19 protein-coding genes, 3 tRNA genes and 1 rRNA gene are annotated in these 23,192 nt (G+C 34.2%); all 23 read left to right on the top strand.

Annotated elements, in window-relative coordinates; translation table 11 throughout:
• The first annotated feature begins 311 nt into the window (after nucleotides 1-311).
• Nucleotides 312-1,667, top strand: coding sequence for a bifunctional UDP-N-acetylglucosamine diphosphorylase/glucosamine-1-phosphate N-acetyltransferase GlmU (glmU, locus tag AB1J10_RS12115; RefSeq protein WP_064209948.1), 1,356 nt, complete (start codon nucleotides 312-314; stop codon nucleotides 1,665-1,667).
• Nucleotides 1,668-1,809: 142 nt separating this feature from the next.
• The gene (locus AB1J10_RS12110) at nucleotides 1,810-2,775 is read left to right on the top strand and encodes a ribose-phosphate diphosphokinase (RefSeq protein ID WP_046206556.1); all 966 of its coding nucleotides are present in this window, start codon (nucleotides 1,810-1,812) and stop codon (nucleotides 2,773-2,775) included.
• A gap of 141 nt (nucleotides 2,776-2,916) precedes the next feature.
• The gene (locus AB1J10_RS12105; RefSeq protein ID WP_046206555.1) at nucleotides 2,917-3,576 is read left to right on the top strand and encodes a 50S ribosomal protein L25/general stress protein Ctc; all 660 of its coding nucleotides are present in this window, start codon (nucleotides 2,917-2,919) and stop codon (nucleotides 3,574-3,576) included.
• Between the two features lie 191 nt (nucleotides 3,577-3,767).
• Entirely contained in the window at nucleotides 3,768-4,340 is a 573-nt protein-coding gene (gene pth / locus AB1J10_RS12100) for an aminoacyl-tRNA hydrolase (RefSeq protein ID WP_070039626.1), read from the top strand.
• On the top strand, nucleotides 4,337-7,849 hold the full coding sequence (mfd, locus tag AB1J10_RS12095) for a transcription-repair coupling factor (RefSeq protein ID WP_369003130.1): 3,513 nt from the start codon (nucleotides 4,337-4,339) through the stop codon (nucleotides 7,847-7,849). The genes pth and mfd overlap by 4 nt, the downstream gene beginning before the upstream one ends.
• Nucleotides 7,839-9,377 (top strand): polysaccharide biosynthesis protein, encoded by a 1,539-nt coding sequence (locus tag AB1J10_RS12090; protein WP_070039630.1) that lies wholly within the window; start codon nucleotides 7,839-7,841, stop codon nucleotides 9,375-9,377. The genes mfd and AB1J10_RS12090 overlap by 11 nt, the downstream gene beginning before the upstream one ends.
• Complete coding sequence (locus AB1J10_RS12085; RefSeq protein WP_064209952.1) at nucleotides 9,377-10,564, top strand: MazG nucleotide pyrophosphohydrolase domain-containing protein; 1,188 nt, start codon at nucleotides 9,377-9,379, stop codon at nucleotides 10,562-10,564. The genes AB1J10_RS12090 and AB1J10_RS12085 overlap by 1 nt, the downstream gene beginning before the upstream one ends.
• 2 nt (nucleotides 10,565-10,566) lie before the next feature.
• Entirely contained in the window at nucleotides 10,567-10,830 is a 264-nt protein-coding gene (locus tag AB1J10_RS12080; protein ID WP_046206575.1) for an RNA-binding S4 domain-containing protein, read from the top strand.
• A 20-nt stretch (nucleotides 10,831-10,850) separates the two neighbouring features.
• A complete protein-coding gene (locus AB1J10_RS12075; RefSeq protein WP_046206550.1) occupies nucleotides 10,851-11,252 on the top strand; it encodes an FtsB family cell division protein in 402 nt (133 codons plus the stop codon).
• 100 nt (nucleotides 11,253-11,352) lie between these two features.
• The gene (locus AB1J10_RS12070) at nucleotides 11,353-11,751 is read left to right on the top strand and encodes a S1 domain-containing RNA-binding protein (RefSeq protein WP_046206549.1); all 399 of its coding nucleotides are present in this window, start codon (nucleotides 11,353-11,355) and stop codon (nucleotides 11,749-11,751) included.
• Nucleotides 11,752-11,948: 197 nt separating this feature from the next.
• On the top strand, nucleotides 11,949-13,241 hold the full coding sequence (tilS, locus tag AB1J10_RS12065) for a tRNA lysidine(34) synthetase TilS (RefSeq protein ID WP_186821104.1): 1,293 nt from the start codon (nucleotides 11,949-11,951) through the stop codon (nucleotides 13,239-13,241).
• A 4-nt stretch (nucleotides 13,242-13,245) separates the two neighbouring features.
• A complete protein-coding gene (gene hpt, locus AB1J10_RS12060; protein WP_046206548.1) occupies nucleotides 13,246-13,785 on the top strand; it encodes a hypoxanthine phosphoribosyltransferase in 540 nt (179 codons plus the stop codon).
• 284 nt (nucleotides 13,786-14,069) lie between these two features.
• Entirely contained in the window at nucleotides 14,070-16,184 is a 2,115-nt protein-coding gene (gene ftsH, locus AB1J10_RS12055) for an ATP-dependent zinc metalloprotease FtsH (RefSeq protein WP_046206547.1), read from the top strand.
• A 213-nt stretch (nucleotides 16,185-16,397) separates the two neighbouring features.
• Nucleotides 16,398-17,276, top strand: a complete 879-nt coding sequence (hslO, locus tag AB1J10_RS12050; protein ID WP_070039631.1) for an Hsp33 family molecular chaperone HslO — start codon at nucleotides 16,398-16,400, stop codon at nucleotides 17,274-17,276.
• A gap of 157 nt (nucleotides 17,277-17,433) precedes the next feature.
• Nucleotides 17,434-18,366 carry a cysteine synthase A gene (gene cysK, locus AB1J10_RS12045; RefSeq protein WP_046206545.1) on the top strand — a complete coding sequence of 311 codons (933 nt, stop codon included), beginning with the start codon at nucleotides 17,434-17,436 and terminating at the stop codon, nucleotides 18,364-18,366.
• Nucleotides 18,367-18,705: 339 nt separating this feature from the next.
• A complete protein-coding gene (gene folP / locus AB1J10_RS12040) occupies nucleotides 18,706-19,509 on the top strand; it encodes a dihydropteroate synthase (RefSeq protein ID WP_070657446.1) in 804 nt (267 codons plus the stop codon).
• Complete coding sequence (folB, locus tag AB1J10_RS12035) at nucleotides 19,487-19,852, top strand: dihydroneopterin aldolase (protein ID WP_046206543.1); 366 nt, start codon at nucleotides 19,487-19,489, stop codon at nucleotides 19,850-19,852. The genes folP and folB overlap by 23 nt, the downstream gene beginning before the upstream one ends.
• A complete protein-coding gene (gene folK / locus AB1J10_RS12030) occupies nucleotides 19,852-20,331 on the top strand; it encodes a 2-amino-4-hydroxy-6-hydroxymethyldihydropteridine diphosphokinase (protein WP_046206542.1) in 480 nt (159 codons plus the stop codon). Before folB ends, folK begins: the two co-directional genes overlap by 1 nt.
• A 512-nt stretch (nucleotides 20,332-20,843) precedes the next feature.
• Complete coding sequence (gene lysS, locus AB1J10_RS12025; RefSeq protein WP_070039635.1) at nucleotides 20,844-22,331, top strand: lysine--tRNA ligase; 1,488 nt, start codon at nucleotides 20,844-20,846, stop codon at nucleotides 22,329-22,331.
• A gap of 473 nt (nucleotides 22,332-22,804) precedes the next feature.
• Nucleotides 22,805-22,919 (top strand): 5S ribosomal RNA (rrf, locus tag AB1J10_RS12020).
• Nucleotides 22,920-22,935: 16 nt separating this feature from the next.
• Nucleotides 22,936-23,011: transfer RNA gene (locus AB1J10_RS12015), tRNA-Val, on the top strand.
• Between the two features lie 15 nt (nucleotides 23,012-23,026).
• Nucleotides 23,027-23,102: transfer RNA gene (locus tag AB1J10_RS12010), tRNA-Thr, on the top strand.
• A gap of 6 nt (nucleotides 23,103-23,108) precedes the next feature.
• Nucleotides 23,109-23,181: transfer RNA gene (locus tag AB1J10_RS12005), tRNA-Lys, on the top strand.
• The last annotated feature ends 11 nt before the right edge of the window (nucleotides 23,182-23,192 follow it).

Below are 23,192 nucleotides of genomic sequence, written 5' to 3'. Positions count from 1 at the left end.
TGTTTTCAAATAAATCAAAAACTATTCTAAATAATTACAAGTTATTTTAATAATTGAAAAACTGACATTTAAATTAGTAACGGTGTGACATCTAAAATATATAATTTTTCACAAAGTATGAAATCAGTTTGTGAAAAACATTTTGTGATGATTTGTGTCAGTCAAAGATGACAATTATGAATATGTGAAGTTGATAGAAAATAACTTGAATTGTTTCCATTGTATAACATTAGGGTTTTGAGCCTTGAAAGTGGTACTAGCGTTAAATTATAATAATATAGAAGTGTATAATTTAATGGAGGGTTACACACATGCAAAGACATGCAATAGTACTTGCAGCTGGAAAAGGTACACGTATGAAATCTAAGAAATACAAAGTACTACATGAGGTTGCGGGCAAATCAATGATTGAACATGTCGTTGATAACGTTAAACAATCTGGAGTAGAAAATCTTGTGACCATTGTTGGCCACGGTGCAGAAAGCGTGAAAGAAACGTTAGGAGATACATCATTATATAGTTTCCAAGACGAACAACTCGGTACTGCACATGCTGTTGAAATGGCAAGTGAGCACTTGAAAGACGAACAAGGTACAACATTAGTGGTTTGTGGTGATACGCCATTAATAACTGGAGAGACACTTAAATCATTGTTAGAACATCATGAGCGCAATCAAGCTGATGCAACAGTTTTATCAGCGACGACGAGTAATCCATATGGTTATGGTCGTATTGTGAGAGATGGCAATGATCATTTAGTTAAGATTGTAGAGCAGAAAGATGCAACAGCAGATGAACAACAAATCAATGAAATTAGCTCAGGTATTTTTGCATTTGATAATAAATTACTTTTTGAAAAATTGAAATTGGTAAAAAATGATAATGTCCAAGCTGAATATTATTTACCTGACGTTTTATCTCTTATTTTACAAGCACAAGGAACGGTTGAAATATATCGTACAGATAATTTTGAAGAAATAATGGGTGTCAACGATCGTCTAATGTTAAGTGAGGCAGAGGCAGCTTATAGAAAACGTATCAATGACTTCCATATGAGAAACGGTGTAACACTTATCGATCCTGCTACTACATATATAGGTGCAGATGTAAAAATCGCCATGGATGTTACAATTGAAGCAAATGTGAAATTAGCTGGTAGTTGTGAAATTGGCGAAGATACCATTGTTGGCCAAAACACAGAAATTCTTAATAGTAAAATAGGTTCAAACGTTACAATTAAGCAATCGGTGATTAACGAATCAGTTGTAGGTGACAATACTACAATTGGACCGTTTGCTCAATTACGTCCTGGGGCAGACTTAGGTGAAAATGTTAAAGTTGGAAACTTTGTAGAAGTTAAGAAATCAGTCGTGAAAACAGGTGCTAAATTACCGCATTTAAGTTATATTGGTGATGCAGAAATTGGTGAACGTACGAATGTAGGTTGTGGTTCTATCACAGTAAACTATGATGGTAAGCATAAATCAAAAACAATCATCGGCAATGATTCATTTATAGGTTGTAACACCAACTTAGTAGCACCAGTTACTTTAGGTGATAGATCATTTATAGCTGCAGGTTCTACCATTACTGATAACGTGCCACATGATAGTTTAGCATTAGCAAGAGCGAGACAAACAACTAAAGAAGGTTATTTGAAAAAATAGACACGATTAGATTATGATTCTAATCACATAAATATAATGTAGATCTAAGTAAGACCTCAATCGACATTTTGTAGATTAATGAAATAAATATAACTTTGTCTATGAACGAAACTAATTGAATGAATTAATTGGAGGACTATAAATGTTAAACAATGAGTATAAGAATTCTGCTTTGAAAATATTCTCTTTAAAAGGTAATGAGCCCTTAGCCCAAGAAGTAGCAGATAATGTTGGAATCGAGCTAGGAAAATGTTCTGTAAAACGTTTTAGCGATGGAGAAATTCAAATTAATATTGAAGAAAGTATTCGTGGTTGTGACGTATTTATTATTCAACCTACTTCTAATCCAGTAAACTTACATTTAATGGAATTATTAATTATGATTGATGCTTGCAAACGTGCTTCAGCAGCCAATATTAATATCGTAGTGCCATACTATGGGTACGCACGTCAAGATAGAAAAGCGCGCAGCCGTGAACCAATCACAGCAAAATTAGTTGCAAACTTAATCGAAACTGCTGGCGCAGATCGCATGATTGCCTTAGATTTGCATGCACCACAAATCCAAGGGTTCTTCAATATGCCAATAGATCACTTGATGGGTGTTCCGATTTTAGCAGAATACTTCCAAAATGATACAGACATTGACCCAGAGGAATGTGTTGTAGTTTCTCCAGACCACGGTGGTGTAACGAGAGCACGCAAACTTGCAGATATTCTTAAAACACCAATTGCAATTATAGATAAACGACGTCCTAAACCTAATGTGGCTGAAGTAATGAATATTGTTGGTGAAATTGAAGGTCGCACAGCGATAATTATCGACGATATCATCGATACAGCCGGTACGATTACATTAGCAGCTCAAGCGCTCAAAGATAAAGGAGCAAAAGATGTTTATGCATGTTGTACACACCCTGTCTTATCAGGCCCGGCTAAAGAACGTATTGAAAATTCAGCGATTAAAGAGCTAGTCGTTACAAATTCAATTCAATTAGATGAAAATCGTAAACCAGCCAATACTAAAGAACTGTCAGTTGCAGGTTTATTAGCACAAGCTATTGTGCGCGTATATGAAAGAGAATCTGTTAGTGTACTATTTGACTAATTAATGCAATAGTTGTATAATTATTCCGTTCGTGATTTCAATTCACGATTAAATAAACACTTGCAAGCAACATTATGTTGATGGGCAAGTGAGGGGTTCTTATTATGATAATAAGAACAAAAAATGAAAGGTGGAAATAATATGGCTTCATTAAAGTCAATTATTCGTCAAGGTAAACAAACACGTTCAGACCTTAAAACACTAAGAAAAATTGGTAAAGTACCTGCAATCGTCTATGGTTATGGTACAAAAAATACTTCAGTAAAAGTTGATGAAGTAGAATTTATCAAAGTGATTCGTGAAGTTGGACGTAACGGTGTTATCGAATTAGGCGTAGGTTCTAAAACAATTAAAGTAATGGTTTCAGACTATCAATTCGATCCACTTAAAAACCAAATTACTCACATTGACTTCTTAGCGATCAATATGAGTGAAGAACGTACAGTTGAAGTACCAGTTCAACTTACTGGTGAAGCAGTAGGAGCTAAAGAAGGTGGCGTTGTTGAACAACCATTATTCGACCTTGAAGTAACTGCAACACCGGATAATATCCCTGAATCTATCGAAATTGACATCAGCGAATTAGATGTTAACGATAGCTATTCGGTGGCAGACATTAAAGTTTCAGGTGATTTCACAATTGAAAATGACCCTGAAGAGTCTGTAGTAACAGTAGTTCCTCCAACTGAAGAACCTACTGAAGAAGAAATCGAAGCTATGGAAGGCGAATCAGAAACTGAAGAGCCTGAAGTTGTTGGTGAAGATAAAGAAGACGACGAAGAAGAAAAAGAAGAAGAGTAATTTCTTCGATTCCTTTTTCAAACACGCGATTTCAATAAGAAAAATGATTTTAAAAAGCACCATGCTTAATTCGTTAAGCTGGTGTTTTTTTATGTTAATATAGTGAATGATATGAAAATATAAAAAGAAACTATAGAGTGTTGCGAAATAATAAATGTTTCTGAGTGAATACAACAATTGGAGGTAACATAATGAAATGTATTGTAGGTTTAGGCAATATCGGCAAACGCTTTGAGCTGACAAAACATAATATTGGTTTTGAAGTGATTGACTATATGTTAGAACAGAATCAATTTAAATTAGATAAACAAAAGTATAAAGGTGCCTATACAATCGAACATTTGGCTGGTGAGAAAGTGATGTTTATAGAACCAATGACGATGATGAACTTGTCTGGGGATGCTGTAGGTCCACTGATGAAGTATTATGATATTGATATAGACGATTTACTTGTACTATATGATGATTTGGATTTACCTCAAGGGGAAATTCGATTACGACAAAAAGGCAGTGCCGGCGGTCATAATGGTATGAAATCGATTATTCAAGCCTTAGGTACAAACGAATTTAAACGTATTCGTATTGGTGTTGATCGTCCGTCCAACGGCATGTCGATTGTTGATTATGTATTGCAAAAATTTTCAAAACAAGAAATGGAAACAATGAATAACGTAATAGAACATTCAGCACGTGCAGTAGAAGCTTATATTGAAAGTTCTCGTTTTGACCGTGTGATGAATGAGTTTAATGGTGAGGTCAAGTGAAATCAATAATTACAGAATACATTAAAGAAGATAAACGCTATCAAGAGTTGAATGAAGTATTTGGTGAAGCCAACGTATTGGTTACTGGGTTATCTAGTTCGGCAAAGGCAACAATTATAGCTGAAAAATTTATTCATAGTTCAAAGCAACTCCTTGTAGTAACGAACAACTTGTATCAAGCTGACAAACTAGAGAGCGACTTACAACAATATGTTGATACTGACGATATATACAAGTATCCAATGCAAGATATTATGACAGAAGAATTTTCCACACAAAGCCCCCAATTCATGAGTGAACGTGTACGTACTTTGACGGCACTTGCTCAAGAAAAGAGAGGGTTATTTATCGTACCGTTAAATGGTTTTAAAAAATGGTTAACACCCGTTGAAATGTGGAGGGAGCATCAACTCACACTTACCATTGGTGACGACATTGATATTGATGAATTTTTAAGCAAACTTGTAAACATGGGATATCGTAGAGAGAGTGTAGTATCGCATATTGGTGAATTCTCATTGCGTGGTGGGATTATTGACATATATCCTTTAATAGGCATGCCTGTAAGAATTGAACTATTTGATACAGAAGTAGATTCAATCCGAAACTTTGATGTTGAAACCCAACGTTCAGAAGAGAATTTAGACCAAGTAGATATTACGACAGCTAGTGATTATATTATTACAGATGATGTATTGAAGCATACTAAACTAAAATTAAAAGAAGCATATGAGTATACACGTCCCAAAATAGATAAATCTGTACGTAATGACTTGAAAGAAACATATGAAAGTTTTCAACTTTTTGAATCTTCTTTATTTGATCATCAAGTATTACGCAGACTCGCTGCTTTTATGTATGAAGCACCTGCAACCATTATTGATTACTTCAAGTCTGATGCGATTGTAGCAGTGGATGAATATAATAGAATTAAAGAAACTGAAACAACACTGATTTCTGAAGCTGAAGAATTTATGCAAAGTTTAATTGAAAGCGGTAAAGGATTTATCGGACAGAATTTCTTACAATATGACGGATTTGAGTCACTATTAAATCGATATCCAGTTACGTATTTTACTTTATTTACGGCAACGATGCTGGTAGAACTCAATGAAATCATTAAATTTTCATGTAAGCCGGTACAACAATTTTATGGTCAATATGATATCATGCGTTCTGAATTTCAACGATTTATTCAAAATGACTATACGATTGTCGTATTAGCAGAAACTGAAGCGAAAAAAGAGCGTATTCAATCAATGTTAAATGAAATGCATATACCAACATTTATAGATACACCAAGCACACAAAGTGATGGTGGTAGTGCGATTATCACTGAAGGCAGTTTGTCAGAAGGTTTTGAATTGCCATATATGCATCTCGTTGTTGTAACAGAACGTGAACTATTTAAATCTAAACAAAAGAAAAAGGTAAAGCAACATAAGAAATTAACAAATGCAGAAAAAATCAAATCCTATCAAGATTTGAAAGTTGGAGATTTTGTTGTTCATGTTCACCATGGTGTAGGGAAATATTTAGGTGTCGAAACGCTTGAAGTTGGAGGCGTACACAAAGATTATATAAAATTACAATACAAAGGTACTGATCAATTATTTGTACCCGTAGATCAAATGGATCAAGTACAAAAGTATGTTGCTTCCGAAGATAAATCACCTAGATTAAATAAACTTGGTGGCACAGAATGGAAGAAAACGAAAGCCAAAGTTCAACAAAATGTTGAAGATATGGCCGATGAATTAATAGAATTATATAAACAAAGAGAAATGTCAGTTGGTTATAAATATGGTCCAGACACCCCACAACAAAATGATTTTGAAATTGATTTCCCTTATGAGTTAACGCCAGACCAAGGCAAATCCATTGAAGAGATTAAACAAGATATGGAAGTAGAACGTCCAATGGACAGGTTATTATGTGGTGATGTAGGTTACGGAAAAACAGAAGTAGCGGTACGAGCGGCATTTAAAGCTGTAATGGAAGGTAAGCAGGTAGCGTTTCTCGTGCCTACCACAATCTTAGCGCAACAACACTATGAAACTTTGATTGAACGTATGCAAGATTTTCCAATAGAAATTCAACTTATTAGCCGGTTTAGAACGACTAAAGAAGTGAAAGAAGTGAAAGAAGGACTAAAATCAGGCTATGTTGATATCGTTGTGGGTACACATAAATTATTAGGCAAGGATATTCATTACAAAGATTTGGGTCTACTCATTGTAGATGAGGAACAACGTTTTGGTGTAAGACACAAAGAAAAGATTAAATCACTTAAGACAAATGTTGATGTGTTAACATTAACTGCAACACCTATTCCGAGAACGCTACATATGAGTATGTTAGGCGTGCGTGATTTATCTGTCATAGAAACACCACCAGAAAATCGTTTTCCTGTGCAAACCTATGTATTAGAGCAAAATATGAATTTTATTAAAGAAGCGTTAGAAAGAGAATTATCACGTGAGGGCCAAGTTTTCTACTTGTACAATAAAGTACAATCGATTTATGAAAAAAGAGAGCAGCTACAAATGTTAATGCCGGAAGCGAATATAGGTGTGGCCCACGGTCAAATGAATGAACGTGATTTGGAAGAAACGATGTTAAGCTTTATCAATCATGAATTTGATATTCTTGTAACGACTACGATTATTGAAACTGGCGTAGACGTTCCCAATGCTAATACTTTAATTATCGAAGATGCTGATAAGTTTGGACTGAGTCAATTATATCAATTACGAGGACGCGTGGGACGTTCAAGTCGTATAGGTTATGCTTATTTCTTACATCCATCTAACAAAGTATTATCAGAGACTGCAGAAGAAAGATTGCAAGCAATTAAAGAATTTACTGAATTAGGTTCTGGATTTAAGATTGCAATGCGAGATTTAAATATTCGAGGTGCAGGTAACCTTTTAGGCAAACAGCAACATGGATTTATTGATTCCGTAGGTTTCGATTTATACTCACAAATGTTAGAAGAAGCGGTAAATGAAAAACGAGGCATTAAAGAAGAACAGCATGATGCGCCTGAAGTTGAAATTGAACTAAATATTGATGCTTATTTACCAGCTGAATATATTCCAAATGAACAGGCTAAGATAGAAATTTATAAAAAATTACGTAAAATTGAGACGGAATCACAATTGATGGATGTTAAAGATGAACTCATTGACCGTTTTAATGATTATCCTGTTGAGGTTGAAAGATTGCTTGAAATGATGGAAATTAAAGTGCATGCATTGAATGCAGGTGTAACACTTATTAAAGATGTAGGTAAAAAAATAGAAATTTATTTATCCGAAAAAGGTACTACTGACATCAATGGCGAAGCACTCTTTAAACAAACGCAACCACTTGGACGCGCAATGAAAGTTGGTGTTCAAGAAGGTAAAATGAAAGTGACGCTAAATAAAGATAAAGTATGGTTGGACAGTTTGAAATTCTTAGTGAAATGTTTAGAGGAAAGTATGGTTATACCAGATGAACGTTAAATCTGATACAAAAAGTGTTTTTAATGGTGTTGTTGTACTAACAATAGCGCTTATCATCGTTAAAATACTCAGTGCATTATACCGTGTCCCCTATCAAAATTTACTGGGCGATGGCGGATTATATGCCTATCAACAAGTGTACCCCATAGTAGCTTTAGGCGTTATTTTATCGATGAATGCTATTCCTAGTGCGGTCACTCAAACTTTCAACGCAAACGGGAACCCCAATCAATATACGCGCGTGTTATTAAGGTTACAATTTGCTGGTGTTATCTTTTTCTTACTTTTATTTATGTGTGCACAGTGGGTTGCCTTTCTTATGGGAGATGTCAATTTAGCACCTATGTTAAGGGCGGCAAGTGTTAGCTTTTTATTTGTTGGCATACTTGGTGTTTATAGGGGCTATTATCAAGCGCATCATGAGATGAATATACCCGCTATTTCCCAGGTTATAGAACAATTTATTCGTGTCGCCATTATCATGATTGCTATTGTGATGTTTACGAGTCAATCATGGAGTATATACCGTGCAGGTACATTGGCGATTGTTGGTTCAGGTATTGGCTTTTTCGCATCTAGTTTGTTTCTGATGCAGCGGAAACCTTTTAAGTTATCTAAAGCACATGCCAATGTGGAAGTGGCTTGGAAAAAGTTAACGTTAGGTATCGTTGTGTTCGCGGTAAGCCAATTAATTGTTATTGTATGGCAAGTCGTGGATAGCTTTACAGTAATACATGCGCTTCAAATGACTGGTTTAGATTTTGACGAAGCAACTATTTTTAAAGGTATTTATGATCGAGGTGCGTCTTTTATACAGATGGGATTAATTGTAACGACAACGTTCTGTTTTGTACTTATTCCATTACTAACAGATGCATTAAAAACAAAACAACATATACTGGTAAATCGTTATGCTAACGCATCTATAAAGATTACAGTTTTATTTAGTGTTGCAGCAGCAATAGGTTTAATCAATTTGCTACCTGTAATGAATAGCGTATTCTTTAAAAACGATAGTTTGAACGGTACGTTATCCGTTTATATGCTTACCGTCATATGCGTTTCTCTTATAATGATGGATATCGCCTTATTACAAGTGAAAAATCACGTTAAAATTATTTTGTGTGCATTTGGTATTGGGGTAGTGGTCAAAGCGATATTGAATATGGTTTTAATACCGCAATTTTCAATTTTCGGTGCCAGTGTAAGTACTGTGATTTCACTGTTCATCTTTGTGTGGATTTTACAGTATCAAGTCTTAAAGCTGTATCATTTTCAAACAATGAAAAAGTTCATTGTTAAGTTAGTAATTACAATGATGCTGTTATCAATTACAGTACAAATAGTTATGTTTCTTATTCCGGGAGAAGGTAGAATGCAAGGCTTAGTCGAATTAGCTGTAGCAGCAACTATCGGCGTTATTGTAGTGATTTTTTCTATCATACGCATGCATTTATTAAGTTTTAGAGAACTTAAACACCTGCCTTTTGGAGATAAACTATTCCATATGAAAAGAGGGAAACATTAATGACAAATAAAATAACAATTGTTGGATTAGGGAATTATGGTATAGAAGATTTACCCTTAGGAATTTATAAATTTTTAAAAAAACAAACACTTGTTTACACACGTACCTTTGACCATCCAGTTATCCAAGATTTAACTTCGGAAGGTATCGACATGGAAAGTTTTGATCAAGAATATAAACGCCATGACGCTTTTCAAAATGTATATGAAGCTATTGTGACAAAGTTGATTGATGCTGCAAGAGACAATGATATTGTATATACTGTACCAGGGCATCCACGTGTAGCTGAAACGACAACTGTGTATTTAGAGCAGTATGCTCAACAACATTCTGATATTGAAATTGAAATATTGGGCGGCAAGAGCTTTATAGACGATATTTTTGAAGCGGTAAAAGTTGACCCTAATGATGGTTTTACGATGTTAGATGCAACAGATCTTCAAAAAGAAAAGTTGAATATGCGTACGCACACACTTATCACACAAGTCTATAGTGCAATGGTCGCAGGTGATTTAAAAGTGACATTGATGGAACGCTATAGTGATGACCAACTTGTTTATATCGTAGATGGTGCGAGCAATAATCACGCCAATGTAATCAAAACACCGTTATATGAAATAGATCATTACGATGATGTTTTTAACAATATAACAAGTGTATTTATTCCAAAAGTGGAAACCGAAGAAGCATACTTTGGTGATTTTGACTATGCAGTTGGTATCATAAATCATCTTGTAGACGATGAAAAAGGTTGCCCATGGGATAAGGTTCAAACACACCATACGTTAAAACGCTATTTACTGGAAGAGACATTCGAATTGTTTGAAGCTATAGATAACGAAGACGATTGGCATATGATAGAAGAACTAGGAGACATCCTGTTACAAGTATTATTACACGCAAGTATTGGCAAAAAAGAAGGTTACATGGATATAAACGAAGTGATACAAAGCCTTTCAGAAAAAATGATACGCAGACATCCACATGTTTTTGGTGACACAAAAGCAGAAACTGAAGAAGATTTGAAAAATATTTGGTCCGATGCTAAGTCTAAAGAAGGTAAAGAACAGCGAGTGAAATTTGAGAAAGTATTTGCAGACCACTTCTTAGCATTGTATGATAAAACAAAAAATAAGTCGTTAGATGAAAATGCTTTAAAACGAATTTTAGAGCAAGGAGGAAAATAATGATGAGATTAGACAAATATCTCAAAGTGTCAAGATTAGTAAAACGTCGCACTTTAGCTAAAGAGATCAGTGATCAAGGACGTATTACTGTAAACGGTGTAGTTGCTAAAGCAGGTACCGATGTAAAAGAATCGGATGAGCTTGTTATCCGATTTGGTCAAAAAGTTGTAACAATCAAAGTTACGGGATTGAGTGAACATGCAACAAAAGAAAATGCAAAGGGCATGTATGAACTCATTAAAGAAGAAAAAGTAAGTGAAATATAGGAACGGGAGGTGACAAGCAAATGAATAAAAAAGTTGAAAATATAGGCAATACGTATACTTCAGCAGAAAACAAAAAAAAGCAACACAAACAAATGAGGAAGCGTGTTGTTCGTAAACGTATCACTTTATTCGGTGGTCTTTTACTACTGATTATTATCATTTTATCCATCATGCTTGTCACTCAAAAACAAAGTAACAATGACGATGCAGTCGAGCGCCAACAAAAAGAACAAAAGTATCAAAAGCAACAAGATGAAGAATTAGCACTAAAAGAACAATTAAATAATCTAAATGATAAAGATTATATTGAAAAAGTTGCACGTGATGATTACTATCTAAGTAATGATGGGGAAGTTATTTTCAAATTGCCCGGAGAAAATAAATCTGACACCAAATCTAAGGCGCAAAATGATGATAAATAAGTGAATTTAATTTTTTGCATCATTATACCATTGTTAATTTATGCAAACAGGCATATAATAGGGTTAAAATCGAAACGAATCGGGAGGATTTATTTATAATATGTCAATCGAAGTAGGAAACAAGCTTAAAGGTAAAGTCACTGGAATCAAAAAGTTTGGCGCTTTCGTCGAACTTCCAGAAGGAAAGAGTGGCTTAGTTCACATAAGTGAAGTTGCAGATAACTACGTTGAAAACGTAGAAGATCACTTATCTGTTGGTGATGAAGTTGAAGTTAAAGTACTATCAATTGCTGATGATGGAAAAATTAGTTTGTCAATCAAAAAAGCAAAAGATCGTCCGCGTAGACCTCAAAACAAACCAAATCATAAACAAACTCAACCTAAAGGTGAGGACTTTGAAAAGAAATTAACAAACTTCTTAAAAGATAGTGAAGATAAATTGACTTCTATTAAGCGTCAAACGGAATCTAGACGTGGTGGAAAAGGCGCTAGACGCTAAAATATATAAAATAAGACTGTTCCAAAGAGAACTTAAATTAATTGCTCAAATACAACATTTAATATCATTTTAACGACGTGTGACTTTGACAATAAATGACTGTTTTCTTACTTAAGGAAACAGTCTATTTTTTGTTGTTCACAGACATTACAAGGTGCATGTAAAAAAATTTCGTATTGTGACATAGGAGGTAAGCTATGATAGAAGTTAATGCTGATGGTTGGAATAAAGAACAACACATTGTGTTAGCCGTTTCAACCGGGATTGATAGCATGGTATTATTACACAACTTAATTCATCCATTATCCCAATCGTATAGAAAATTAACTTGCTTACATGTGAATCATAATATTCGTGATATTGCACAAGAAGAAGAAACATTTATAAGAAAATATTGTGAGTTTTATCAGATTCCGTTGTTCGTGCATCATTTAGATTTATCAGAAGTTATTGAACAGGGGAATAGCATTGAAAATATTGCGAGAAATGAACGATATCAGTGGTTTGATACTATGATGGTGGAGTTGGATGCAGACGTTTTATTAACCGCTCACCATCAAGACGATCAAATTGAAACTATCTTTTATCGATTGATGACTGGTCGTTCAACTCGAAGTAGTTTAGGTATGTCATATCTGACTTCACGAAGTGCCTATATGTTGTGTAAACCATTGTTAGAAACAACAAAAGCAGACATTCGAAACTATCAGCAAAGTTATGAAGTACCTTATTATGAAGACGAGACCAATGCTGAAAATCTTTATGTTAGAAACGATATTCGTAATCGTATTTTACCTGCTATTGACGACAACCGACATTTATCGACAAAACAGCTACTAAAATTGAAAGATTGGCATGATATACAACTGCAAGAATTACATGACCATGCGTTACATTTTATAGAAACTCATGTTCACGAAAATGCTGATAAAGATGAAATAGTCATTCCAAGAGTTGCATTTTCAAATTTGAACCATAATATTAAAATCATAATATTAGATAAAATATTTTCAAAATTACAGATAACAGCACCAATGACTGAAAAAATGTATGAATCTTGGTTTCAGCAACTCGAAAGCAAAGTTACTCAATGCACAATATATACAACGGATAAATGGAATATTTATATCGCTTATGATAAATTTATAATAATGGCAAATTATGATAAATTTCTTATGCCAACTAAAATTTTGCAGCCAGGTTTATATCATTATGGTCATTATAGAATTAGTATAACAGATGATTTTCCGGAAGATGATTATCCGTTAGTTATTAGAACTAGAAATAATGGTGATAAATTCAAACTAAATGGGATAAAAGGACACAAAAAAGTAAGTCGATTACTGATTGATCATAAAGTGATACAAACTGAACGTAACCAATTACCAATTTTAGTTAATGCAGATGAAGCAATTATTGCTGTAGGTACGTTATATTTGAATAATGAATATAAAGATACTATTTTCATACGAAATACGGGAGAGGAATGAAATTATGCGAGATGATTTAAAGGAAATATTAATAGATGAAGAAGAAATAGAACAAATTTGTAAAGACTTGGGTGCAAAGATTACTGAAGCATATGCCGGTAAACCACTTGTTTGTATAGGTATTTTGAAAGGTTCAGTAATGTTTATGACAGACCTTATTAAACATATTGGAACGCATTTAGCCATCGATTTTATGGATGTTTCTAGTTATCATGGCGGTACTGAATCAACAGGAGAAGTACAAATACTTAAAGACTTAAGCGCTTCAATAGAAGGGAAAGACATTTTGATTATTGAAGATATTTTAGAAACTGGGACAACATTAAAATCAATAACTGAATTATTGGAATCAAGAAAAGTCAATTCACTAGAAATTGTGACATTGTTAGACAAACCGAATCGCCGTAAAGCAGATATCGAAGCAAAATATGTAGGTAAAAAAATTCCAGATGAATTCGTAGTTGGCTATGGATTAGATTATGCTGAAAATTATAGAAATTTACCATATATTGGAACGCTTAAACCAGAAATTTATTCAAAGTAAGCAGTACAATTTAATCGTATGAAATATTGTTATATACTGTAAAACGTAATCATATTAAATGAGTCGATATACATAATATATTGATAAAATACGCGAACATATACGTAAATCATTTAAGGGATTAATCATAAAGTATATGTAAAATGTTTGTATATCAAAAATATAAAAGTATAAAAACAACAAGAACTGTAACGTACATACAAAAGTAGAATTACTAGCCCAAAACTTGTGTATTGTGTTACAATTTTTGTTAGTTTTATTATTGAAGTAGGAGGAAACGACGCATGCAGAAAGCCTTTCGTAACGTGCTAGTTATCGCAATCATTGGCGTTATTATATTTGGCTTGTTTTCGTGGCTAAATGGTAACGGAAATATGCCAAAACAGCTTACATATAACCAATTTGTTAAGCAATTAGATAAAGGTGAATTAAAATCCTTAGAAATTCAACCAGAACAAAATGTATATATGGTAAGCGGTAAAACTAAAAAAGATGAAGATTATTCTTCAACTATTTTATATAATAATGATAAAGAGCTTGAAAAAATAACAGATAAAGCACAAAGTCAAGATGGATTGAAATTTACAGTTAAAGAAGAAGAAAAGCAAAGCGTATTTGTAAGTATTTTAACGACGTTAATACCAGTTTTAATCATAGCCTTATTATTTATTTTCTTCCTTAGTCAAGCACAAGGAGGCGGCGGTGGCGGCGGTCGTATGATGAACTTTGGTAAATCCAAAGCTAAAATGTACGACAGTCAGAAAAAACGTGTACGCTTCTCAGACGTAGCTGGCGCAGATGAAGAAAAACAAGAATTAATAGAAATTGTTGACTTCTTAAAAGATAATAAACAATTTAAGCAAATGGGTTCTAGAATACCTAAAGGTGTTTTACTTGTAGGACCTCCAGGTACAGGTAAAACGTTATTAGCTCGTGCAGTAGCTGGTGAAGCTGGTACACCATTCTTCTCAATCAGTGGTTCAGACTTCGTTGAGATGTTTGTAGGTGTCGGTGCAAGCCGTGTACGTGACTTATTTGAAAATGCTAAGAAAAATGCACCTTGTATTATCTTTATTGACGAAATCGATGCAGTTGGTCGTCAACGTGGTGCAGGTGTTGGTGGCGGTCACGATGAACGTGAACAAACGCTAAACCAATTACTAGTTGAAATGGATGGTTTCGGTGAAAACGAAGGTATCATTATGATTGCTGCTACAAACCGTCCTGATATTTTAGACCCAGCATTATTACGTCCTGGTCGTTTTGATAGACAAATTCAAGTTGGACGTCCAGATGTAAAAGGACGTGAAGCAATTCTGCACGTTCATGCTCGAAATAAACCACTTGATGAAACAGTAGACTTAAAAGCAGTTTCTCAAAGAACACCTGGTTTCTCTGGTGCAGATTTAGAAAACTTGCTGAACGAAGCATCATTAGTTGCAGTACGTGAAGGCAAGAAGAAAATAGATATGCGTGATATTGAAGAAGCGACTGACCGTGTGATTGCTGGCCCTGCTAAAAAATCACGTGTCATTTCTGAAAAAGAACGTAATATTGTTGCACACCATGAAGCCGGTCATACTATTATTGGTATGGTGCTTGATGAAGCAGAGGTTGTCCATAAGGTTACTATCGTACCACGTGGTCAAGCCGGTGGTTATGCAATGATGTTACCAAAACAAGATCGCTTCTTAATGACTGAACCAGAATTACTTGATAAGATCTGTGGCTTGTTAGGTGGTCGAGTTTCTGAAGATATTAATTTCAACGAAGTATCAACAGGTGCTTCAAATGACTTTGAACGTGCAACACAAATCGCACGTCAAATGGTTACTGAATATGGTATGAGTAAGAAACTTGGTACTGTTCAATTCTCAAGTAGCAGCAATGGACAAGTATTCTTAGGTAAAGACATGCAAGGCGAACCAGAATATTCTGGTCAAATTGCGTATGAAATTGATAAAGAAGTTCAACGTATTATTAAAGAACAATACGAACGTTGTAAAGACATTCTTTTAGAACATAAATCACAATTACTTTTAATTGCTGAATCTTTATTAAAAGAAGAGACATTAGTTGCTGAACAAATTCGTTCATTATTCTATGATGGCGTATTGCCAGAAGTTGATTACGATGCAGCAGAAGTTGTAAGTGATCAAGAAAGTGAATTTAAAGAAGGTAAATATGGTAAATCATATGAAGATGTACGAAAAGAACAACTAGAAGTTGGTAAAAAACAACAAGAAGAAGACCAACAAGAGGAAAAAGATATCGATAAAGAAAGCAAAGAAAGTGAACATGACAATGACGACTCAGAAGAGACAGGTCATGAACAAGCACCAAATATCGATAAACCTAGCAACCCAAGTGATCCTAATGATCCAAGCAATAGAAATTAATAACTGAACAAAAAGCTTCTTTCTGCTATCATATTGATGTGGAAAGAAGCTTTTTTATTATTCATCAATCAATAAAATTACAAACAGATATGTAGCAATTTTTTGATTGAACACGTACAATAAATTGCATTGATAAAAAGTATTATAAAATTCTATATAGAAGTTAGAAGACAATTTAAACACTTACAATGAATAAAAGGAGAAATTAAAGAAATGACAAATGATTACATTGTTAAAGCATTGGCTTATGAAGGACAGATAAGAGCATATAGTGCATTAACTACAGAAAGTGTTCAAGAAGCACAAACAAGACACTATACTTGGCCGACAGCATCCGCAGCACTTGGCAGAACAATGACTGCAACGTTGATGATGGGTGCAATGTTAAAAGGCGATCAAAAACTAACAGTTACAGTTGATGGACAAGGGCCAATCGGAAAAATTATAGCTGATGCAGATGCCAGCGGTCATGTCAGAGGATACGTGACGCATCCACAAACGCACTTCCCTCTAAATAACGTAGGAAAATTAGATGTTAGTAGAGCTGTTGGAACAAATGGTGCATTAACTGTAGTAAAAGACGTTGGAATGAAAGATTATTTCTCTGGTTCAAGTGAACTAGTCTCTGGTGAATTAGGCGATGATTTTACTTACTACTTTGCAAAAAGTGAACAAGTACCCTCATCTGTAGGGTTAGGCGTACTAGTGAATCCTGATAACTCTATAAAAGCTGCAGGTGGTTTTATCATACAAGTGATGCCAGGTGCAGAAGAAAAAACAATCAATAAATTAGAAACAGCAATCAACAACATGACACCCGTTTCGAAATTAATTGATCAAGGTTTAACTCCAGAAGAAATATTATATGAAATACTTGGTGAAGATGAAGTTCAAATTTTAGAAGAAATGCCTGCAAGTTTTGAATGTAATTGCGGTCACGAAAAGTTTTTAAATGCAATTAAAGGACTAGGCCAAGCTGAAATCGAAAGTATGATTAATGAAGATCATGGTGCAGAAGCAGAATGCCACTTCTGTAGAAATAAATATCAATATACAGAAAATGAATTACAGGAATTATTAGAAAAGATGTAAAAAATCCTTTAAAATGAAGTTTAAGTCACTATAAAGTATAAAAATATTGTAATTTTTAATCTTCTTAGTTGTATTCAAATCAAAATCTGATAAAATATAAAGTATATCCGATAGAAAAAGTAGGTTTTAAACTTTTTAATGAAAAGGAGCAATACTTATGACAAACAAACCAGTAAATAATGTCGTTGAAGTGATTGGCAATACGCCAGTAGTTAAGTTGAACAATGTGGTGGATGAAAATGCTGCAGATGTTTATGTGAAATTAGAATATCAAAATCCAGGTGGTTCTGTTAAAGACCGTATCGCGTTAGCAATGATTGAAGCGGCAGAGAAAGAAGGAAAAATCAAACCAGGAGATACAATTGTAGAACCTACGAGTGGTAATACAGGTATTGGTTTAGCTTTTGTATGTGCTGCGAAAGGTTATAAAGCAGTATTCACAATGCCAGAAACAATGAGTCAAGAACGTCGTAATTTATTAAAAGCTTATGGCGCAGAAGTTGTTTTAACACCAGGATCAGAAGCGATGAAAGGTGCAATTAAAAAAGCCAAAGAATTAAAAGAAGAATTTGGTTATTATGAACCACAACAATTTGAAAACCCGGCTAATCCACGTGTGCATGAATTGACAACTGGTCCAGAACTCGTTGAACAATTTGAAGGTAAAACCATTGATTCATTCTTAGCTGGTGTTGGCACTGGTGGTACATTAACTGGTGCAGGTAAAGTATTGAAAGAGAAATACCCTGACATTAATCTTGTAGCTATTGAACCTGAAGATTCTCCAGTATTAAGTGGTGGAGAACCAGGACCACATAAACTTCAAGGTTTAGGTGCAGGATTTGTACCAGATACTTTAGATACGAATATCTATGATGAAGTTATAAAAGTTGGTAATGAAACAGCGATGGATATGTCTCGTAAGGTTGCTAAAGAAGAAGGTATATTAGGTGGGATTTCTTCAGGTGCAGCAATTTATGCAGCTATAGAAAAAGCCAAATCTTTAGGTAAAGGTAAAACAGTAGTTACTGTATTACCAAGTAATGGTGAACGTTACCTTTCAACACCTCTATATTCATTTGAAGATTAAAAATATATTTATAAAACCGATTATGTGTAAGTATGATCAGTTTCAAATGTCGACAAGGTTTTTGACTTTGTCGACATTTTTTTATGACTTCTGTGAATGCTTTGTTTGTAGAGTTTTTAAAGACAACTAAAGCAATTGAAAAAGTACAATACGAAATGATTAAAATGTCTGAATACCAGCTATTAATTACAAAATGTGGAAATGGGTGAAATAAACGAGTTTACATTTTCCGACGATATGAACGTTGGTTACTGAAAAATTTATAAATTAGCGTTATTATAGAATAGTGATTACTAAGCTAACGATGAGTCATTTCATAGTGAAAGGAAGAAAGTAACGATGGCACATACAAAAATTATGGGCATATTAAACGTAACACCTGATTCATTTTCTGATGGCGGTAAATATAATTCAGTAGAAAAGGCTGTCAAAAGAGCGCAAGAAATGATTGAAGAGGGTGTAGATATGATTGACGTAGGTGGTATATCAACACGTCCTGGTTATGAGGAAATAAGTGTTACTGAAGAATTACAGCGCGTGGTCCCTGTTGTAAAAGCACTTAGCCAATTAGATGTTCAATTGTCTATTGATACATATAGAAGTGAAGTAGCAGAAGCAGCAATGAAATTAGGCGCTACAATGATTAATGATCAGTGGGCTGGATTATATGATGAAAAAATCTTTGACGTTGTATCTAAATATGAAGGTGAGATTATATTGATGCACAATGGTGATGGTCATAGATCAATGCCTGTTGTGGATGAAATGCTTGTGCATTTATTGAAACAAGCTAATAAAGCAGAAATGGCAGGTATCCCACAAGAAAAAGTTTGGATAGATCCTGGCATTGGTTTTGCAAAAACAAGAGATGAAGAAAAAGAAGTAATGGCACGCTTGGATGAATTAGTAGCTACAGATTATCCTGTGCTACTAGCGACAAGTAGAAAAAGATTTATTAAAGAAATGATAGATCGAGACACGCAAGCAATTGAAAGAGATGAAGCAACTGCAGCTACTACTGCATACGGTATAATGAAAGGCGTTAAAGGTGTGAGGGTTCATAACGTTGCGCTCAATGTCCGTTTGGCTCAAAGCATGGATTATTTAAAGGAGAATGAGGATGAAAGACACAATATTTCTTAACGGTATGAAGTTTTATGGCTATCACGGTGCATTACCAGCCGAAAATGAAATTGGTCAAATATTCATCGTTGATTTGACTATGAAAGTCGATTTAAGCCTTGCAGGTGAAACAGATCAAGTAACTGATACAGTTCACTATGGTGAAGTTTATGCAGATGTGAAATCAATCATGGAAAGTGAACCAGTGAATTTATTAGAGCATCTAGCTGAACGTATTGCAAAACGTATAAATTCACACTATAATCGTGTAATGGAAACGCAAGTTAGAATCACTAAAGAAAATCCCCCTATACCAGGTCATTATGAAGGTGTAGGTGTAGAAATAGTGAGGGAGAATTTATAATGTCATATGCGTACTTAGGTTTGGGAAGTAACGTTGGAGATAGAAAAGCACAGCTCGATCAATCAATTCGTATTTTAAATGAAACAGAAGGTATCAATGTAACACAAACATCACCAATTTATGAAACTGAACCTGTTGGATATGTTGAGCAACCGCAATTTTTAAATCAATGTATTGAAATAGAAACATCACTGACACCTCATGATTTATTAAAGGCATGTTTAGGAACAGAACAACAGTTGCATAGAGTGAGAGATATAAGATGGGGTCCTAGAACGTTAGATGTTGATATTTTATTATTTGAGGAACAAATCATAGATGAAGATGATTTGATCATACCGCATCCACGTATGTTAGAGCGTTCTTTTGTGCTCATACCATTAAATGATATTGCACCAGATTTTACTGAACCTCATACAAATAAAAAAATTAGAGATTTAGTAATGTTAGATAATTCAGTGAAACAATATAAAGGGTAAGGAAACAAATGTGTGTAAATTTCATGATGAAGCGGAATAGCAAAGCGCTATACTTGAATACGTATACTTTCAGTTTTATTATATAAAAACTGTAAAATTCATGTTGTTTCTTCAATCATATTGACAGGATAGTAACTTACCAAATTATAAATGAGTAACAATACCTTTCGTATTATCGTTAACTCTAATAAAATATTTAAGTAGATGTAAAAGGGAATACAATAGCATTATTTTATCTACAATTGATTAATAATACTGATATAACATTTTAAAGTTTAAATTACTTTATTACATTCATGACCTCTAGTAAAATTAAAAGTTGAAAAATTGGTACTAAGCACATAAGCAAATACCATCTTTGTATTTAAAAGATGGGGTGGTCATGGTAAAGTTAGAAATGATTGGAACAAATCAAAATACGGTAATCATCAATGATAGATATTCCTCGAATTCTAACAAAAAGGTTAATGCTAAAATTAAAATTGGATAAGAAGTATAAAGGAGAGAAAGTTATGTCAGAAGAAATGAACGACCAAATGCAGGTGCGTCGTCAAAAAATGCAAGAACTATACGATTTAGGTATCGATCCATTCGGCGGAAAATTTGTACGAACTTCAATGGCTACACCATTGCATGAAGATTGGGATCAATTCTCCAAAGAAGAATTACAAGAAAAAGAAGCAGAAAGTCATGTTAGCATTGCAGGACGTCTAATGACGAAACGTGGTAAAGGTAAAGCAGGTTTTGCACACGTACAAGATTTATCAGGCCAAATTCAAATTTATGTGAGAAAAGACCAAGTTGGAGAAGAACAATTTGAACTATGGAAATCAGCAGACCTAGGAGATATCGTAGGTATTGAAGGCGTTATGTTTAAAACAAACACAGGTGAATTGTCGGTCAAAGCAAAATCATTCACGCTCCTAACAAAAGCATTACGACCATTACCAGATAAATTTCATGGTTTACAAGATATTGAACAACGCTATCGTCAACGTTATTTAGATTTAATAACAAACCAAGATAGTACGCAAACTTTTATTAATAGAAGTAAAATCTTACAAGAAATGCGTAATTACCTAAACAATCAAGGATTCTTAGAAGTAGAAACTCCAATGATGCACCAAATTGCTGGTGGAGCTGCAGCGAGACCGTTTGTAACACATCACAATGCTTTGGATGCTACATTATATATGAGAATAGCAATAGAATTACACTTGAAACGATTAATTGTTGGTGGCTTAGAAAAAGTATATGAAATTGGTCGCGTGTTTAGAAATGAAGGCGTATCTACACGTCATAATCCAGAGTTCACAATGATCGAACTCTACGAAGCATATGCAAACTATCACGATATTATGGACTTAACAGAAGATATGATTAGACATATATCTAATAAAGTACTTGGTACTGCAAAAATTAATTATGGTGAAGAAGTTATTGACTTAGAATCAAACTGGAAACGAGTTCATATGGCTGATGCTGTCAAAGAAGCTACAGGCGTTGATTTCTTTAATGTTCAAAATGATGAAGAGGCAAAAACACTGGCTAAAGCGCATGGTGTTGAAATTACTGAAAATATGAAATACGGTCATATTTTAAACGAATTCTTTGAACAAAAAGTTGAAGAAACATTAATACAACCTACTTTTGTATATGGACACCCAATTGAAATATCACCATTAGCAAAGAAAAATCCAGAAGACCCTAGATTTACGGATCGCTTTGAATTATTTATTGTAGGTAGAGAACATGGTAATGCATTTACAGAATTAAATGATCCGATAGATCAAAGAGAAAGATTTGAAGCACAATTAGTTGAAAAAGAGCAAGGCAATGACGAAGCGCATGAAATGGATGAAGATTTCATTGAAGCATTAGAATATGGTATGCCTCCAACAGGTGGTCTAGGTATAGGTATTGATAGACTTGTCATGCTACTTACTGATTCAGCTTCAATTAGAGACGTATTACTTTTCCCATATATGAGACAAAAGTAATATAGCTCAACTTAATAATAAAGGATTAAATATTGTGGCTTACAAATAAAAGCTGGGATGTTTAATCCTTTTTATTTACAAATATAAACTATGCAAGAAACAAGGAAATACAAAAGGCTTAGAATTAAAATAGAAAATAATAAAAGTAATAAGATACAATTATGCATATTTATGCTATTTAAATATAAAAATATACTAAAAAAGGTATGGTAAACCTCGATTTCTTATGGTAAGATAATTCAAGTCGAGTTAAGTAAACGCAAATACATACGAAATAAATTTATGTTTAAATAAAAGTTACGAAAACTATTGACTTCAGCAAAAAAACATAGTATTATATAAAAGTCGTCGAAAACGAGCATTTACATATTAAATACTAAGTAAAGAACTTGTGAAATTCTTTAAAATAGTGTAAAATTAACTATTGTAATTGAATAACAAACAATGTATCATACATTGAGTAAGTTATTTTGTCTGGTGACTATAGCAAGGAAGTCACACCTGTTCCCATGCCGAACACAGAAGTTAAGCTCCTTAGCGCCGATGGTAGTCGGACTTACGTTCCGCAAGAGTAGGACGTTGCCAGGCTTTATAATAATCATGTGGAGGATTAGCTCAGCTGGGAGAGCATCTGCCTTACAAGCAGGGGGTCGGCGGTTCGAACCCGTCATCCTCCACCATTTAAAAAATGAATAGCCGGCCTAGCTCAACTGGTAGAGCAACTGACTTGTAATCAGTAGGTTGGGGGTTCAAGTCCTCTGGCCGGCACCATTTCATGAGCCATTAGCTCAGTTGGTAGAGCATCTGACTTTTAATCAGAGGGTCAGAGGTTCGAATCCTCTATGGCTCATCCAGTTTCAT

Source organism: Staphylococcus cohnii species complex 1663 (assembly GCF_041008415.1).
Taxonomy (GTDB): Bacteria; Bacillota; Bacilli; order Staphylococcales; family Staphylococcaceae; genus Staphylococcus; species Staphylococcus ureilyticus.
This window is presented reverse-complemented; position numbering and strand designations above follow the sequence as displayed.